The following is a 17088-nucleotide window of genomic DNA, read 5'->3' as shown; positions in this document are numbered from 1 at the left end:
CTCCAATTGTCTTTTATTCGACCAACGGCCGCATTAAGCGATTTTTGCCGCTGCGTCTAAATCTAAATACCATTCCGTCAGACCTGCTTTCGCTTGGATCTTCGCTGCCGGATATGGAAGTACGCGTGCTGGTGAGCTGTTAATCTCTTCGATAATGTCTGCTTTACCAGCGCCAAGTACCAAGTAACTGATGCGCTTCGCTGCTTCTAGTACGCGTGCCGTTTTCGATACGCGAATCTGACCAGACTCAGGATGAGAAGCCAATACTGATAGGTTCTCATCATCGTAGTTTGTCTGACCTGGGAACAGCGATGCGGTATGACCGTCTGCGCCAACACCAAGTAAGATCCAATCAAACACAGGAGTGCCATTTTCAGTTGGAATCACTTCTGCCATCTCTTTCGCAAAGCGCTGTGCTTCAGCTTCTGGCTCGTCTTCACCACGAATGCGGTGGATGTTCTCAGCAGGAATGCTTACTTGGCTAAATTCTCTTAGTTTTGAGAACAAAAGGGCATTCGCTTCACCGTAGTTGCTTTCTGCATCATCAGGAGCAACACAGCGCTCATCACCCCACCAGAAGTGTAGGTTTTGCCACTGAATTGACGTCGCGTAAGCTTCTGTTGCCAATAGCTTAAACAGCATTTTAGGTGTGCTGCCGCCAGAAAGAGAGATGTGAACAGGTCGGCCCATTTCGCTAAACGCTTTCATGTCGTTAGCAAGGCTTTCTACTACCTGCTCTGCTGTTTGGTAGATCTTATGGTTGATCATAGTTCGCAGTAGTCCGTATCTGTTAGGTTTTTACAAGGGAAGCGCCATGCGCGGTTAGCTCGTTGTAGCAAGTCGTCCGCTTCTTTTGGTCCCCATGTACCACATGCGTATCCGAATAGCGCTTGTGGGTCTTGCTTGAAATCTAGAATTGGTTGCACGTATTTCCAACACGCTTCAACCGCATCGCTACGAGCAAATAGCGTTGCATCACCGTTTAGAGCATCAAGAAGTAGACGCTCATAAGCAGTTAGCATTTGGGTTTCTTGCAGATCAGCGTAGTGGAAGTTCATTTTCACTTCCTTCGCTTTAAAGCCTGCGCCCGGCTCTTTCAGACCAAAGCTCATTTGGATACCTTCGTCTGGCTGAATACGAATAATCAGCTTGTTCTCTGGTGCGTTTTGACCAAACACTGGGTGTGGTGTCTGTTTAAAGTGGATAACCACCTCAGTAACACGAGTCGGTAGACGCTTACCTGTACGTACGTAGAACGGCACGCCATTCCAACGCCAGTTGTTGATGTAAGCTTTCAGGCCGATGTAAGTCTCTGTACGAGAATCGTCTGCTACGCCGTTCTCTTCACGGTAACCAGGAAGTTGTTGACCACGAACCTCAGACGCCGTGTACTGACCCAATACAAGGTCGTTGCGAAGTGCGTCTTCATCCAGTGGTTTAAGACACTGAAGCACTTTCACGACTTCATCACGCATTGCGTCAGCATTGATTTGTGCAGGTGGCTCCATACCGACCATTGCTAGTACTTGTAGCAAGTGGTTTTGGAACATGTCGCGTACCGCACCTGAACCATCGTAGTAACCACCACGCTCTTCTACGCCTAAGAATTCTGCGCCTGTGATTTCCACGTAATCAATGAAGTTACGGTTCCATAGCGGCTCAAACATAGCGTTAGAGAAACGAAGTACAAGAAGGTTTTGAACCGTCTCTTTACCTAGGTAGTGGTCGATACGGTAAATCTGGTGCTCTTGGAAGTGCTCGTGGATTTCTTTGTCCAAAGTGCGCGCTGATTCAAGATCGTAACCAAAAGGTTTCTCAATGATCAGGCGTTTCCAACCATCTTCCTCGTTGTTCAGACCGTGTGCTGCAAGGCTTGCAGGGATCACGCTGTAAAGGCTTGGTGGCGTCGCAAGATAGAAAAGCGTATTACGTTGTTCGAATTGGTATTCGTCTGCTAGTTGGTCTAAACGAGTCACCAACTTGCTGTAATCTTGTGTGTCAGAAGTATTGATTGCTTGGTAATGCAGGTGGTTGATAAATGCATTAAGCGTTTCTGGCTCAGTTTTCTCCATTTCCTGAAGCGATTTTTTCAGCTTTTCGCGGTAAGAATCGTCGCTGTATTCAGTACGGCTTACGCCAAGAATGGCAAAATTCTCTGGAAGCTGTTTGTTCGCATAGAGGTGGTATAGAGCAGGAATTAACTTACGGTATGTAAGGTCGCCTGAAGCACCAAAAATAACGATGCTGCTGTTTTCTGGTATTACCATCATCTTTCCCTTAAAAACGAGGAACTTATTGTGTGCCCGGATACGGCTAAAAGGATTGAGCCAACCCTATCAATGGCACCCCAAAATAGAAAATTGGTCTTACCTATTACGTTGATAGGTAAAGCCTATAGCCCTAAAACCCACCTCAACGGTTGAACTCCTTAACCATAGTTTGAAATTCAACAACTGGCGGTCTTTTAGGACACTTATGTCTCTCGAGTACAACCTTGCACTCTACGGAGGAGATTTCCGACACGGGGGCGTATTGTCTACGACTATTTGATTTACATCAACACTTGGTAGTGCAAACGTTTAAATAATTTACAAAAATTGCAATAACTCCATGAATTAAAACAAATAAAGACTTTATCTCCTTTTCTTGAAAAATTTAAACAAAAACTCTAAATTGATGATTTATTGGGCAAAATTGCAATCCATTACATAATCAATGAATACAAGTTATCTTTCGATATTCTTTTTCATAGTTGTTGATAATGATACTTAATTGAAGATAATGAGTAATTCTATCAACATGGAACTAGAAAGTAATGAATCAGGGCTCACTAAAGCAACAATCTACCCTTCGCATTCAGGGTGTGCTCGACTTCATTCATAACAATTTGGACTCCCCTCTTAGTGTTGATGATATTTCTAAGCAAAGCTGTTGGTCTCGTTGGCAGCTTCAACGCGTTTTCCAACAACAAACTGGTTTGTCAGTCGCTAACTACGTTCGTGAACTCAAGCTAAGTTATGCTGCCGAGCGTTTAGTCAGCAGCAAAGATCGATCACTCGACATTGCACTGGAAATGGGCTTTGCGTCTGAACACGCTTTTAGCCGTGCGTTTAAGCAGGTGTTTTCAGTTAGCCCGCGAGAATATCGTAAAAACCAACAGCTATCAGGACTGAGAAAACCATTTACCTTGCGCCAACTTCCTGAAACTTCACAAAATGACAGCCATTTTATTGAAGTGAAGATCGAGACCAAACCCGCTTTCTACATAAAAGGGTTATCTCAACCAATCAGCGGACTCTTCTCGCCTGATCCCGACTTTCATTACAAAGTCCCGAAATTGTGGCTTCAACTCTCTTTAATGGCACAACCGTTGGAGGGACAACCCATTCGACATCTTGGTGTGATTGACGTCACTAACCCTCATTTCGATGGTTCGAATCTTGAGTATTGGGCTGGATACGAAATGGACACAGATGCGCTATTTCATAGCGTACCGAGTGCGGTTTCAGAAAACCTCGATGCCCTATTCGTTCCAAAACAAACTTACGCAGTCATCACACATATTGGCAAAGCGTCTAAGTTGGCACAAACACTGGAATGGTTCATTATGCGCTGGCTACCCTTCTCAAATTATCGCGGTGTTGATGGCTACGAGCTGGAAATCTATCCGGCGGATTATCAAGCCGACAAAGAAGACGCGCAAATGCAATACTGGTTGCCTGTCGAGCAATTCGAAACGAAATCAAGATAACCCGAACAGAAACATTCTTTCGGCATATGCACCTTTGCAAGCTCTCTTAATTTTTCCTTGTTTATTCTGTTTAAAATCTAATCTGTTAATTGATATTGCACCAAATTGTTAACTTTTCCATACATCCAAGCTATAAAATACAAATAACAATCATTATCAATAACTAGAAAAAGTAGTGGATTTACGTAAAATGGAAACCCCGACTAAATTTCATCGCTCAACACTTGCTGTTGTTGTCTCTGCTCTCATTGCTGGTCATGTAGTGGCTGACGAAGATGTGTCACAAATTGAGACAATAACCGTTCTCGGTGAAACCTACCGAAACACTGCAACCAAAACATCACTCGATCCAGAAGAAACGCCGCAAGCCATTACTGTCATCACAAAAGACGAAATGGATTTGCGTGGCGTTAGTACGGTAAGTGAAGCGTTACGCTATTCGTCTGGTGTTAACACCGAGCTTCGTGGTCGTGCTGTTACCCGTCTTGATCTCTTCAATATCCGTGGTTTTATTAACTACACCAACTTTTATGACGGACTGCCTCTGCTGTTTAACGGCTGGAACCTTCAACCGCAAATCGACGCTGCGGCCATTGAACAGATTGAGGTATTTAAAGGCCCTACATCTGTGCTTTACGGTAATATCCCACCGGGTGGTATGGTCAACATGATTGCCAAAACACCGCAATCAGAGCCTTCACATTCTGTTTCTGTCAGTACAGGTTCAGATAGCCTTAAAGAAGTGAATTTCGACACCACTGGTCAAATTGGTGATTCTAACGTGAACTACCGTATTATCGGTATGGCGAAGCAGCGCGACGGTCAAGCAGACACGTCTGAAGATGAGCGTTACTTACTTGCCCCTTCTTTTGATTGGCAAGCAACAGAAAACACGCTTGTAAACGTCAATGTGTACTACCAAAACGATCCATCAGCAGGCATTTACACAACTGTCCCTGCGGCGGGTTCTGTGTTGGATAACCCACTGGGCTCTCTTTCTCCAAACACGTATTTAGGTGACGAGAACTGGAACACGTACGAACGTGAAGTTCTGATGGTGGGCTATAAGATTCAACACGACTTCAGCAGCAACTGGCAGTTCTTGCAAAATGCTCGCTTCATGACAGCGGATGCATACCAAGAAAACACCTACAACAGTGAACTACAGGCAGATAACCGAACCATCGGACGTAACGCTTACCTAACGGATGAAACCTCTAAATCATTCGTGATTGATAACCAACTGTCCGGCTACTTGTCTCATGGTAAATTCGAGCACAACTTGTTGTTTGGTTTGGATTACCAACAGCTTGATTCTGATGTGAAGTACAAAGATACATTGGATTACTCGTTGACTCAGGACATCTTCAATCCTGACCATAACCAAATCAATCGTGATTCACTGAACTTCTTGTACCAACAGGATCTCGATATCAGCATGAAACAGATTGGTTTGTACTTCCAAGACCAAGTTCGTTACGACAATCTTGTCATGATTGCCGGTCTTCGTTGGGACAAATACGAATCAGAAACGGATACAGAAACCAACTACATTGGCGACGTATCAACGGGTAAAGAAAAGCTAGACGACAGCAACGTATCGTTCCGAGTTGGCGGCTTGTACGAGCTAGACTTCGGTTTGTCACCTTACCTAACTTACTCTGAAAGCTTTGAGCCTATTGCAGGTGCCGATGCAACAGGTAAAGCGTTTGAGCCTTCAACAGGCCATCAATGGGAACTTGGCTTCAAGTACGCACCTCTGGGTGGCAACGTGTCGGGTAACCTAGCGCTATTCCATATCACCAAGAAAAACGCGATCCTAACCGATCCAAACAACCCTTATGCACCGCAATACCAAGCGGGCGAAGTAGTTTCTCAAGGTGCGGAGCTAGAGGCAAAATGGCAGGCAACATCACAAGCTGACCTAACGCTGAACTACACCTACATCGACATGGAAATCACAGAAGACACCTACTACAACCAAGAAGGCAAAACGCCAGTTTGGGTACCGGAGCAGACCGCATCTCTTTGGGCGAACTACTACTTCGAAGGTCCTCTAACCGGTCTTCGCACCAGTGCGGGTGTTCGTTACGTAGGTGAAACGCAAATGGACGCACAAAACAGCGATCAAGTGGCAGATTACACCTTGGTGGATCTTGCGGCGAGCTACGATTTCTCTGCGGCTTCTCAGTCACTTGAAGGTGCAACAGTTACTGTTTCTGCAAGTAACATCTTCGATGAGGAATACTACAGCTGTTACGATAAGAACAACTGTTGGTTCGGTGCAGAGCGCTCTATCGAAGCAACGCTTGAGTACAAGTTCTAATCTCTTAGATTAACTCAAACGGACTTAACTTGTTTGAGAATATGAAAACAAAAGCGGTGGCTACCATAGAGCCTCCGCTTTTTATTTGTTCTAGGCGAAGTCAAACCATTCTTCATTAAGTGCAACACGACAATAAACGTTACCGCATCACTTTTTTATAACTGCGTTCAGGTCGCCCTACCGTGCCGTAGTTTAAATCGGCTTCCAGTTCGCCTGAGCTAATAAGGTATTCCAAATAACGTCTGGCAGTTGTTCTACTTGCGCCAATTTGCTCGCCAGCCTCATCAGCCGTAAATCTGTCTTCCACACCGAACAGTGTGCGAATTTTATCGAGCGTGACACCATCAATCCCTTTTGGTAATCGTTGTGGTGTGCTATCTGCGCTCGTACTCGATTGAAGCATCTTATCGACTAGGTTCTGATCTAAGCTTTCTGCAACGTTCAGTTGTTGACGTTGAGAAATGTACTTTTGCAATGCCGCTTCCAATCTTGGGAACATCACGGGTTTTAACAAGTAATCGACCACGCCGCCACGCATCGCTTGTTGCAACGTATCGACATCTCTCGCAGCGGTAATCAATATCACGTCACAAGTTTGATTATTTGAACGAAGTGTATTGAGAATTTCTAAACCTGTCCCATCTGGTAGATAAACATCCATCAATAAAAGATCTGGTTTTAGAATCTCCAGTTGCATTTCCGCTTCCATTCTCGTGGTTGCAATGCCCACCACTTCCAAACCGGAGAGTTGGCTCAGATACTTGTGGTGAAGCTCTGCAATGGCAATATCATCCTCGATGATCATGACTCGCGTTGCCGTATTCATACTTGTTCTTCCTTAGGCAAATACACGGTAATTCTCGTTCCATGTTCTGTATTCGGTAGCATCTCAACATAACCGTGATAACGCGTCGCCAGTTGATTCACAAGGTGTAATCCTACCCCTCGATTCTGGCGAGACTTGGTTGAAATGCCCTTTTTCAAGAGCTCTTGTGGCTCAATGTTTTCCGGTAGCCCACAACCTTGGTCGACCACCTCTAAAATCACTTCGTTTCCGTAATCACTGATAGACACGTCAATACTGCGACGCTCTAACGCAAACGCAGATTCAGCACGAATAGCAGACAAAGTCGCGTCAAATGCGTTATCGACAAGGTTGCCGAGAATGGTCACCAAATCTTCGGCGTTTAGCCATTCTGGTAGCGGCTCTAGGCGACTGCCTTCTTCTACCACCAGCTGCAAACCAAGCTCACGAGCACGTTCTGTTTTGCCTAAAAGCATGCCAGCGATAAGCGGATCTTTAATGGTGTCCCGCAAGAACTCAATCATCGCTTGGTAATGCGCAGTCTCTTGCCCAATAAGCTGCTGCACCGCTTCTAGCTCACCCATTTGAACCAAGCCGCTAATGGTGTTGAGTTTATTTCTGTGCTCATGCGTTTGTGAGCGAAGCAAATCCGCGTACTCTTTGGTTTGCGAAAGTTGCTCGGTGAGTTCGTTGATTTCATCACGCAAGCGGAAACTCGATACGGCACCGACGATTTTGCCATCCACAAAGATCGGGGAGCGGTTCGCAATGAAGCGTTTATGATTGAGGAAGATCTCGATGTCGTGATCTTCTTGTCCTGTTTCTAACACCGTATACAAATCGCTATCTCGGAGCGTATCGGTCAAAGGTTTGTTGAGCGCGGTTTCTCGTTCAATACCCAGAATTTGGCATGCGCTACGGTTGATTGAGCGTAATACACCTTGCGCATCAACACTGAGCACCCCTTCTTTAATGGTGCTCATCGTCACATCCAATTCACCGTATAAACGACCAATCTCTTCCGGCTCAAAGCCCATGATCGCTCGTTGGAATTTACGTGACGCATAGTTAGAGACCACAGCATTGGCAGCAACCACAACCAGTGCCATTACAATTAAAAAGGCGAAAAACGGCTCGATTCGATCTTGTAGGCGCTCCAAGAGATAACCGACTGAAACCACCCCAATAATGTTGCCTTGCTGGTCAAAAATCGCCGCTTTACCACGAACGGAATAGCCTAGAGAACCTTGAGCCGTTGAGATATAGGACTTCCCCTCCACCAACGCTCTTTGGTTATCACCGCCTTTCATCGGCTTGCCAATACGTTCGTCGACGGGGTGAATCAGACGCACGCCATTTTTATCGCCGATAACAATAAACGCAGCACCTAACGCATCGGTCATTTCACGAAATCGCTGTTGGTATGGCTCAGGTTGTTGAGATTCGATCATCTCGATGACGATGTGGGATGTCGATAAGAAACGCGCAACACCTAGCGCTTTCTCCCCCATCTCTTGTTCTTGATCGAACTTAAGGTAAGTAAAGCCCGCTGCCACAAGGATAAGAAGTTCAATCAAACCCGATAACGTCATAATAATGAGCATGCGCTTGCGAAAGCTGATCGTTCTCCAACTCATTGATATATCCTTTATCGACTCTCAAACTACCACGTCACTGTGACGACGCTCCTACGTTAACACTGAGTTAACAAAGGCGTATCCTCTAAATGACAAATATGTGAACGAGGGAAATAATCTCGCTGGCTGGTGCTCAGTTTTTAGGCGCTAGGGAAGAGAAAATGATCGTCCACTCTCCTACTTAAGTTACTTTCTGGCTGACAAAGTTAGGGTCTGTTGACCTTTTGAGCTGATTTTTGCAGCGAATTGTTGGGTATTTATACAAGGCAGAGACTTTGCTGAGTAGCTTGCCTACATGAGAAGTCGATAACGTAGTAGAAATGACCAACAAATGCTGCCCAAAGGGTTCAGCTAAAAAATAAAGGTCATTTGAACTAGCATTTACGGTATCATGCACAATTGATCTAGTTGTAGCTATCCATGAACATACCCACTAAAAACCCGTTATCCTCCAATGTTTCTTGCTCAAACTGCCAAGCATGCTGCTGTCGTCTTAAAGTTATGATTATCTCAGATACTGGCGTTCCAGAAGAATTTATCGAACGTGATCAATATGGCGGTGAGACAATGATGCGACTGGATGATGGTTGGTGCGCAGCGTTAGATAGAGACAGTTTAATGTGCACTATTTATGAAAATCGGCCTTGGATATGTCGCGAGTTCGAAATGGGATCGGATGAATGCCTTGATGAACGAGTTAAGTTCTTATAAAGCAGAATCAGCGGCTTTATTTTGCGTTTGCTCCCCCTAACTAGCGGCATGTTAAAGTACACGGTTCGCTCTAAAATGAAAAAATAACATGAGAAAATATTACATTGTTGAAGGCGACACGAGCGCCAAAAAGCAAAAACTGGCTTACCCAAAACTCGCGCTGTGTGACAAGTGTGTCAGTGGCTATGTGGTGATCAGTGAAGAAGAACGCACTTATGAAGAATGCGTGAAGTGTGGAGCCGATGACTAATCACCTGACTTCAATAAAATCATGAGATAACAAGGGGGAGAATGTATACTTTCTGCCTCTGTTTCGTGTCTCGCTTCGATAAACTTCAGCGTAGGTAAATCCCGCCATTTCGATCGATTAATCCCTCGGTAACAACAACCTCACCTAGCTTTGAAACCGCCACTGCTTCAATGCCAGCTTGCTGATTCAAATAAGACATAGATTCTTGCATTGATGGTAAAAACCCTGCTGTGCTCCATATTTCACCATCGACCGAATGCTCCGATAGAATCGTAAGCCCAGCGATATCAGTCTCAATCGGCATTCCCGTTTTTGCGTCCAACAAATGATGGTAACGTTGCCCATTGTTCTGAAAAAAGCGCTCGTTGATCCCGGAAGTGACCATCGACATCCCTTTAAGTGGAACAACGCGAATCACATCACCACGTTCTCCTAACGGATTCTGAATGCCCACATTCCATGCTTGATTCGTATTAGTTGGCGATTGACCAATCGTTAATACGTTCCCCCCCAAACTAATAAAACCATTTTCGACGCCAGCTGCCACTAACTCTCTCTTAACCTGATCGGCGAAATATCCTTTAGCAATGGCACCCAAATCTATCTCCATACCGACGTGGTTTAAATAAACAGAGCATTGGTGTTCATTAAGGATGACTTTGCTAGGGTCAACCAATTTAAGCTTTGTTTCAATCTCTTCACGGCTCGGAACCTTGGCATCTTTAAATCCAATTCGCCACGCTTTCACAAGAGGACCAATTGCAATATTGAAAGGATGATTTCGGTCTTCACTGACCATTTTCGCCAGTTTAATTAGGGCAAAAAGGTCCGGTTGAACACAAACGGGAGCAATACCAGCATTTTGATTAACGTGCATCAGTTCCGAATCTGGTTGATTCACCGTAAAACGTTGAGCGTATTGCTCTAGCTGAAAATAAGCTTCTTTTATTAGGTGTTCACCATTGGCGTGGTAAACGACAAGATCGATGAATGTGCCCATCATCGGAAATCGTGCGCTGTATTTCTTTATGCTCATCTGAAGATCCTGAATGTCCAATGCGAAAAAGAGGGAAGCATCGCTCCCCTCTTAACTGGTACTTCTTAACTTAATGGCGATTAAACAAGGTCAGATGCACTTTCACCTGCGATTCGGCCGTAGGTGAAGATGTCGATCAAGGCATTCCCGCCCAGACGGTTACCCGCATGGATGCCACCCGTAACTTCTCCCGCTGCGTACAAGCCTTCGATGATGTTGCCATCTTTACCGATAACGCGCGCTTTAGTATCGATTTTCAAGCCGCCCATCGTATGGTGAACCGATGGTTGACGAGGTGTGGCATAAAACGGGGCTTGCGCCACTTTCAAACCAAACGCACTCTTATGAAATTCAGGATCATGCCCCTGCTCTACACAGGCATTGTACTGTGCAATCGTATTGGTCAATTCAGCAACTGGCACATTAATCTTCTCAGCCAGCTCTTCTAGCGTATCGGCTTGAACAATAATGCCTTCTTTAATTTCTCGCTCAATGGTTTCATCCGATGTGTTCGCCGCGGTTTGACGAATATTTTCGTCGGCAATCATGTAGATAAGACCACCGTTGTCGAAAAAGGCATCCGAAAGCACGTCGCGACTTCCGCACTCGTCAACAAAGCGCTTACCTTGTTGGTTAACAAACACAAAGTTCTCTGGCGGAACAATCAGCCCCGTAAGCAAAGCACCCGACTTAGGGTCACCGATCGGCATTAACTGCACAAATCCCATGCCTACAAGTTCTGCACCAGCCTTTTCACCGATTTCAATACCATCACCGACAAGCGCTGGTGAGTTGGTGGTTTTGATATCGTCCGCGATTTCTTTCCAGTATGAGTTGTACTTTTTGATCATTTGAGTGTTTGCACCAAAACCACCTGAGGCCAGAACAACACCATGATTTACGCGCAGTACGAGCTTAGTGCCGTTTGCTTGAACCGCTTTGATACCAACGACTTTGCCATCCTCTACAATCAGATCGGTAGCTCGCGTATCAGTAATAATGCGCCCATTTTGGTCTTGAATACGTTTTGACAGTTTATCGACAAACTCGACGCCCTTTGGACGTTTTGGTTTGTGTGCTCGACGCCACAACGCCCCAACAGGAATTTCCACGACACTGCGATCAAAGTCGATGCCCGTTTCACTCAACCAATCGATGGATTCCATAGAACGAGAAGTCAGCGTTTCAACCAAGTCATACTGGCCATGGATAGACTCACCATTTAAATCAGTGCGTTTACCACCAAGGTAAGTTTGAATACGGTGTAATTCTACCGAATCAAACAAGTACTGTTTGCCACTTTCTAGGTCAGTGAAGTAGTTATCGAGTTGTGATTTCAGCGCTTTGAAATCAGCAAGGTACTCATCCACAAATTCTGACTCTGGCGTTTTCGCCAGCAACATTAGCGTCTCTTTCTCACCCGGAAGCGCAGCAAAGTCATTTTGCCATTCAGGTTCTGCAGCATTAACCCAACCACCCGTTCGAACAGTGTTACCACCAATCGCTGGGAACTTCTCAAGCAAAATAACTGACTTGCCTTTATCAAGCGCCGTCAGCGTTGCACTCAAACCAGCACCCCCACCGCCAACAACTACAATATCAACGGTTTCTTCGATGGTTTTCGATGACCATTCAACCGCTTCCTTCGCTTTACAACGCAATGCTTCTGAGTTGCCACCAGCCAAATCAACCGCATTTGACACGCCATCAAGAACCGCTTGGCTGCTGACTGTCGCACCTGAAATAACATCGATATTCAGTGTTTGTCCGTCAAGGATCTGCTGCGGAATACGCTCAAAAGCAGGGTTTGCAATACCATCTGACTCTTTAGATGAATCGACAAAAATTTCTAATATTTTATCCTCAGAGAAGGTAACCGTTACTGGTAAGTCACCATTGTGACCGCGCCCATATGCCGTGTACTCGCCCGAATTGAATTTAATCGGAATGTTTTGGAGCTCTTTAATACGTTGGTGTTTTAGCGCTTCAGCTGCACTATCAACAATCATGTAATCCATGATTTCCCAAAGCGGTGTTGGGATCTGCAATGCTTCTTGCTGAGCAATATCAGCAAACTCAGCGCAAGTTTCGTTATCCAGCACCTTACCTGCCCATGTTGGTTCGACCAAATAGCCTTTACCAACACTGACCATGTCATAACCTTGTGCCAATGCACTGTCTGCATCTGCACGTTGAGCGATACCACCAACACCAATGACAGGCACTTTTGCTACGGCATCAGATTGAAGTTGACGATACTTGTCGATAAGTAATTCTTGATCTTCTGGAGTAACAATTGAGTTACGTGCCCAACTGCCCATCGAGAAATGGAAGTAATCTAAGCCTGAACTCGCCAACTTATCCAATAGGAACATTGTGTCTTCAAAGCGAATGCCCGGTTGCTCGATCTCTTCTGGCGAGAATCGGTAACCGATAATAAAATCCGACTTATCATGAGATGACGCGACTTGTTTCGTTTCATCTAAAATCGCAAGAGGGAATCTGGTGCGCTTCTCAATGTTACCACCCCATTTGTCGCGTCGACGATTTGAATGTGGTGAGAAGAATTGTTGGATCAGGTAAGTATTTGCGCCGTGAATTTCAACACCGTCAAAACCAGCGAGGATGGCACGATTGACAGCATTACCGAAGCTTTCAATCATTGCTTCGACTTGCTCTTTTGTCATTTCTAACGGTGTTTCCGCATTATCGCGAAGTGCAGCGACAGGACTTGCCGAAATAGGATGATGACCACCGTTGTATTCAGGGTTAGCCATACGACCGGCATGGTAGATTTGAAGAATGGCTTTGGAACCTTTCGCTTTAATCGCGGTGGCGAGCTTTTTCAAACCTGCTATTTTGCTATCAGTATCAATCCCCAGAGCACCAGGGAAAGCACGACCGTAATTCTCAACGAAAGCACTTTCAACAATAATTGCGCCAGCATCACCTGAGCGAGCGGCGTAATAATTGATCATCTCTTGAGTCACCCCGCCATCAAAAAAAGCGGACTGAATCGTCATCGGTGCCATCACGATGCGATTGCTGAGTTTGACCCCTGACTGAAATACGATTTCATCGACTAACTGAGCCATAAATAGTTTCCTTTAACAGATTAATTCTCATATGAAACGCACCTGCAAAAAGGATTTACTCATCACAAGCATTTTTGATATGAGAACCAGTCAGATCCTCTAATAACCTCAAAAATATTATTGATTTATGCGCATGAGTAAAATGAATCGTTTGCATTTTTAACATGATTTTATTGCATTAATAAAAATCAGAATGCCTTTCTCGCAAAGAGTTAAGTCGAAATAAGTAGAGATAAAGGCAAAAGGGAATACGAGTTAACAGCGCTGCAACAGTGACAACATTTGACGCTTTAAAATCATCAGGTTCATGCTTATGTCACGTACACGATTCATCATTGATAAGCGAAACGAAATATAAAAAAGCAATCAAATCGCCAGCCAAATAATGTTGTTATTTATTCAACATCATACATAAATTGCCATCTAAATCTTGAACACGATCACATCAAATTTATCGGTTTTTGAGGCGTTTTGAGACTTTCCATCGTATAATTTTTAGTCAAGAAGCCAGAGAGAGCTTCGGCAAAAGAAAGCAGCCAACTGGAAGTCTATTTAACGCTCAGCACTTGCGTCAGGAAATTTGAAGACACATTGATAAAAATACAAATACTGACCGTAGGACAATTACTTAGACACCATCTGCCACTGCAATAACTATAAACAGAGGCGCTTTTATAGTTAGAAGGAACACCTAAACATGGAACGCGATACATTTGGAATTTGCCTGAATAAGGCTATGCTGTCAGAGAATATGTATTCAACGTTTACCCACGTCAGAGCTTACGAAAAGAGTGATGCCAGCTCCCCAGAACTTAAGGTGCTGCTATCGTTCCCACAGATGAGTGGTAAAGACCTGCTGAATACAATGCGAGGTTCTCGTCAACTTGAGTGGAGAGCAGAGTTTCACTGCCCTTCCATGAGATAAAAAAATAACACAGCTGCGCTCAAGTGATCTGTACTCAATTGAGCGCAACATTTCTCCAACAATTCTTTTCGCCAATCACTTAACACTTTCGAATGAATACTTTATATTAGAGTTAATACTCTAAAGCAAAGCAGCCACTATGAAACAAACCGGAAAGTTATGGATCTTGGGCCTTCTCAGCAGCTCAATTTCTCTTGCCTGTCAATCGGCTCCCATCACATTTGATGACGCATGGAAATTGTTGTTAGAAAACAACTATTCACTAAAAGCACAGCGTGCGAACGTTGAAAGTTACGAATACCAACAAAGTGCGACAGACAACCTTAATCTTCCACAAGTCAGCATCGGAGCGAATTACACGCGCTTAGACACCGACGTAACGGTCTCGGGTCAGCAGTTATTCGACAGTACTGGGCAACAAATCAGTGTGCCACCAGTCTTTCAACCTATCTTTAGTGCACTTGCGAATACTACCTCAACGATCACTGAGCGTGACATCTTCTCCTCTTCGATTCGTGCTATCTGGCCAATCTTTACCGGTGGTCGCATTAATGCAGCTCAATCGGCCGCAGAAGGCAAAACGGACGAAGCGAAAAGCCAGCTCGCGATGGAGCAACAGGCGCGTTTTGAAGATCTCTCCAAATACTACTTCTCGGTTGTATTAGCGAAAGAAGTACTGGCGACTCGACAAGCCGTCGAAAAAGGCTTAACCAAACACCGTGATTTTGCAATTAAGATGGAAGAGCAAGGCCAGATTGCACGAGTTGAACGCCTTCAAGCAGAAGCATCACTAGACAAAGCGAAAGTAGAAACTCGTAAAGCGGCCAGCGATTTAAGTATTGCCCAAGCTGCTCTTGGCAAAATCTTGGCGCAGAATGATTCGGTAGAGCCATCAGAATCACTCTTCATCAATGATAACCTTCCTCCATTGAATGCGTTTGTTGATCAAACACTGCTGACCTACCCTGGCTTGGATTTATTAAATGCGAAACACAAACAAGCATCGAGCCTGATAAAAGCCGAGAAAGGCAAATACTATCCAGAAGTCTATTTGTACGGTGATTACAGCCTGTATGAAGACGATTCCCTTGCCAGCCAAATGAAACCGGATTGGTTAGTGGGTGTCGGCGTAAATATTCCGCTAATCGAATCCACTGGTCGCAGCGAAAAAGTGAAAGCAGCGCAAAGTATGGTCACGCAAGTGGATGCACTAAAGTCACAAGCCAAACAAGACTTGTCGCTTCTGGTACAGAAAACCTACCTAGAGGCGCAGCAAGCCATTGATGAAGTCCAAGGTTTAGAATCCAGTATCGCCCTTGCAGACGAGAACCTACGCTTACGCGAAAAAGCCTTCACTCAGGGCTTATCTTCATCTTTGGATGTGGTCGACGCGCAACTGTATGTCGCCAGCGTAGAAACACAGCAATCTGTGGCACGTTTCCGCTATCTAATTTCTTTGACCAAACTATTAGCACTAAGTAGCGAAATGAACAGCTTCGCTCAATACCAACATACTGCTTACGTTCCAGCATCAACATCCAAAGAGGCAAAATAAGTCATGGCAGCAAAATCTCTAAAACCCGCTCTACTATCAATTTGCGCTTTGGGTGTCGCTTCTTGGGTTGGTTATCAGTTCTACCAAGCGTATCAACCAGAACCCGCTCGTTTACAAGGGTTGATAGAAGCGCAGCAATACAGCATCTCCTCTAAAGTGCCAGGACGTATTGATGAAGTCATGGTACGCAAAGGTGACGACGTAACAAAAGGTCAGTTGATCTTTACCCTTCACAGCCCTGAAATCGAAGCAAAGCTAGAACAAGCAAAAGCCGGTGAAAAAGCCGCTGGCGCGTTGGCGTTAGAAGCAGAAAAAGGCGCGCGTGAGCAACAAATTCAAGCAGCAAAAGACCAGTGGTTGAAAGCACAAGCGGCTGCTAATTTGATGGAGAAAACATACCAGCGCGTAAATAATCTCTACAAAGATGGCGTTGTCGCAGAACAAAAACGCGATGAGGCGCTGACTCAGTGGCAAGCTTCTAAGTACACCGAGAGCGCAGCGTTCCAAATGTACAACATGGCAAAAGAAGGCGCGCGTAGCGAAACCAAAGTCGCCGCAGCAGAAAAAGCTCGCATGGCGGCTGGTGCTGTTGCCGAAGTAGAAGCATACGCGAAAGACACACAAATCTTCAGCTGGTTTGATGGTGAAGTCTCTCAAGTACTACTGCAAAGTGGTGAGCTGTCTCCTCAAGGCTTCCCGGTGGTGACGGTTATCGATACTCAAGATTCTTGGGCGACACTGAACGTGCGCGAAGATTTGCTCAAACACTTTACCAAAGGCACAACGTTCGAAGCTTATCTGCCTGCCCTTGATAAAGACGTTGAGTTTAAAGTAACGCACGTTGCCGTTATGGGTGACTTCGCGACATGGCGCGCCACAGATGCATCAAAAGGTTTTGATCTTCGTACATTTGAAGTCGAAGCTCGCCCTACCCAGCCAGAGCCTGAGCTTCGAATGGGCATGAGCGTCGTGGTTGACCTGTAATCGCGTTGGTTTA

The 17088-nt window shown here is 45.1% G+C and carries 13 protein-coding genes; 7 read left to right on the top strand and 6 right to left on the bottom strand.

Annotated features, from left to right (window positions below):
• Window positions 1-33 precede the first annotated feature (33 nt).
• Together pgl and zwf are read right to left on the bottom strand one after the other, a co-directional pair.
• Window positions 34-768, bottom strand: a complete 735-nt coding sequence (gene pgl, locus C1S74_RS02250; RefSeq protein ID WP_045403145.1) for a 6-phosphogluconolactonase — start codon at window positions 766-768, stop codon at window positions 34-36.
• Window positions 765-2267, bottom strand: a complete 1503-nt coding sequence (gene zwf / locus C1S74_RS02245; protein WP_045403142.1) for a glucose-6-phosphate dehydrogenase — start codon at window positions 2265-2267, stop codon at window positions 765-767. Before zwf ends, pgl begins: the two co-directional genes overlap by 4 nt.
• 548 nt (window positions 2268-2815) lie before the next feature.
• Between zwf and C1S74_RS02240 the strand changes: the two genes are divergently transcribed.
• Together C1S74_RS02240 and C1S74_RS02235 are read left to right on the top strand one after the other, a co-directional pair.
• Window positions 2816-3751 (top strand): AraC family transcriptional regulator, encoded by a 936-nt coding sequence (locus C1S74_RS02240; RefSeq protein ID WP_045403140.1) that lies wholly within the window; start codon window positions 2816-2818, stop codon window positions 3749-3751.
• A 190-nt stretch (window positions 3752-3941) separates the two neighbouring features.
• Entirely contained in the window at window positions 3942-6077 is a 2136-nt protein-coding gene (locus C1S74_RS02235) for a TonB-dependent siderophore receptor (RefSeq protein WP_045403138.1), read from the top strand.
• A 139-nt stretch (window positions 6078-6216) separates the two neighbouring features.
• Here C1S74_RS02235 and C1S74_RS02230 read toward each other — a convergent pair whose 3' ends face one another.
• Both C1S74_RS02230 and C1S74_RS02225 read right to left on the bottom strand, forming a co-directional pair.
• Window positions 6217-6903, bottom strand: coding sequence for a response regulator (locus tag C1S74_RS02230; protein ID WP_045403135.1), 687 nt, complete (start codon window positions 6901-6903; stop codon window positions 6217-6219).
• Window positions 6900-8519 carry an ATP-binding protein gene (locus C1S74_RS02225; protein WP_045403133.1) on the bottom strand — a complete coding sequence of 540 codons (1620 nt, stop codon included), beginning with the start codon at window positions 8517-8519 and terminating at the stop codon, window positions 6900-6902. Before C1S74_RS02225 ends, C1S74_RS02230 begins: the two co-directional genes overlap by 4 nt.
• Before the next feature lie 420 nt (window positions 8520-8939).
• Here C1S74_RS02225 and C1S74_RS02215 point away from each other — a divergent pair, with 420 nt between their 5' ends.
• Entirely contained in the window at window positions 8940-9230 is a 291-nt protein-coding gene (locus C1S74_RS02215) for a YkgJ family cysteine cluster protein (RefSeq protein ID WP_082039106.1), read from the top strand.
• An 88-nt stretch (window positions 9231-9318) separates the two neighbouring features.
• The gene (locus tag C1S74_RS26505; RefSeq protein WP_038867515.1) at window positions 9319-9480 is read left to right on the top strand and encodes a hypothetical protein; all 162 of its coding nucleotides are present in this window, start codon (window positions 9319-9321) and stop codon (window positions 9478-9480) included.
• An 85-nt stretch (window positions 9481-9565) separates the two neighbouring features.
• Here C1S74_RS26505 and C1S74_RS02210 read toward each other — a convergent pair whose 3' ends face one another.
• Window positions 9566-10516, bottom strand: coding sequence for an FAD:protein FMN transferase (locus C1S74_RS02210; protein WP_045403130.1), 951 nt, complete (start codon window positions 10514-10516; stop codon window positions 9566-9568).
• Window positions 10517-10596: 80 nt separating this feature from the next.
• Window positions 10597-13611 (bottom strand): NADH-dependent flavin oxidoreductase, encoded by a 3015-nt coding sequence (locus C1S74_RS02205; protein WP_045403129.1) that lies wholly within the window; start codon window positions 13609-13611, stop codon window positions 10597-10599.
• Between the two features lie 697 nt (window positions 13612-14308).
• On the opposite strand from C1S74_RS02205, the gene C1S74_RS02200 reads away from it, so the two are divergent.
• The 3 genes from C1S74_RS02200 (at window position 14309) to C1S74_RS02190 (ending at window position 17075) form a co-directional block, all read left to right on the top strand.
• Window positions 14309-14536, top strand: coding sequence for a hypothetical protein (locus tag C1S74_RS02200; RefSeq protein WP_045403126.1), 228 nt, complete (start codon window positions 14309-14311; stop codon window positions 14534-14536).
• A 139-nt stretch (window positions 14537-14675) separates the two neighbouring features.
• Window positions 14676-16091: a TolC family protein gene (locus C1S74_RS02195; protein WP_045403123.1), complete on the top strand. Its 1416-nt coding sequence runs from the start codon at window positions 14676-14678 to the stop codon at window positions 16089-16091.
• A 3-nt stretch (window positions 16092-16094) separates the two neighbouring features.
• Complete coding sequence (locus C1S74_RS02190) at window positions 16095-17075, top strand: HlyD family secretion protein (protein WP_045403117.1); 981 nt, start codon at window positions 16095-16097, stop codon at window positions 17073-17075.
• The last annotated feature ends 13 nt before the right edge of the window (window positions 17076-17088 follow it).

This window comes from Vibrio hyugaensis, assembly GCF_002906655.1.
GTDB classification, from domain to species: Bacteria; Pseudomonadota; Gammaproteobacteria; order Enterobacterales; family Vibrionaceae; genus Vibrio; species Vibrio hyugaensis.
The sequence above is the reverse complement of the archived record's forward strand: the minus strand, read 5'-3'. Positions and strand labels throughout refer to the sequence as shown.

Bases quoted from the DNA above. Each gene is read 5' to 3' on its own strand.
- pgl (WP_045403145.1), bottom strand. From the start codon at position 768: ATGATCAACCATAAGATCTACCAAACAGCAGAGCAGGTAGTAGAAAGC.
- C1S74_RS02235 (WP_045403138.1), top strand. From the start codon at position 3,942: ATGGAAACCCCGACTAAATTTCATCGCTCAACACTTGCTGTTGTTGTC.
- C1S74_RS02225 (WP_045403133.1), bottom strand. From the start codon at position 8,519: ATGAGTTGGAGAACGATCAGCTTTCGCAAGCGCATGCTCATTATTATG.
- C1S74_RS02205 (WP_045403129.1), bottom strand. From the start codon at position 13,611: ATGGCTCAGTTAGTCGATGAAATCGTATTTCAGTCAGGGGTCAAACTC.
- C1S74_RS02200 (WP_045403126.1), top strand. From the start codon at position 14,309: ATGGAACGCGATACATTTGGAATTTGCCTGAATAAGGCTATGCTGTCA.
- C1S74_RS02215 (WP_082039106.1), top strand. From the start codon at position 8,940: ATGAACATACCCACTAAAAACCCGTTATCCTCCAATGTTTCTTGCTCA.
- C1S74_RS02190 (WP_045403117.1), top strand. From the start codon at position 16,095: ATGGCAGCAAAATCTCTAAAACCCGCTCTACTATCAATTTGCGCTTTG.
- zwf (WP_045403142.1), bottom strand. From the start codon at position 2,267: ATGGTAATACCAGAAAACAGCAGCATCGTTATTTTTGGTGCTTCAGGC.
- C1S74_RS02210 (WP_045403130.1), bottom strand. From the start codon at position 10,516: ATGAGCATAAAGAAATACAGCGCACGATTTCCGATGATGGGCACATTC.
- C1S74_RS02230 (WP_045403135.1), bottom strand. From the start codon at position 6,903: ATGAATACGGCAACGCGAGTCATGATCATCGAGGATGATATTGCCATT.
- C1S74_RS02195 (WP_045403123.1), top strand. From the start codon at position 14,676: ATGAAACAAACCGGAAAGTTATGGATCTTGGGCCTTCTCAGCAGCTCA.
- C1S74_RS26505 (WP_038867515.1), top strand. From the start codon at position 9,319: ATGAGAAAATATTACATTGTTGAAGGCGACACGAGCGCCAAAAAGCAA.
- C1S74_RS02240 (WP_045403140.1), top strand. From the start codon at position 2,816: ATGAATCAGGGCTCACTAAAGCAACAATCTACCCTTCGCATTCAGGGT.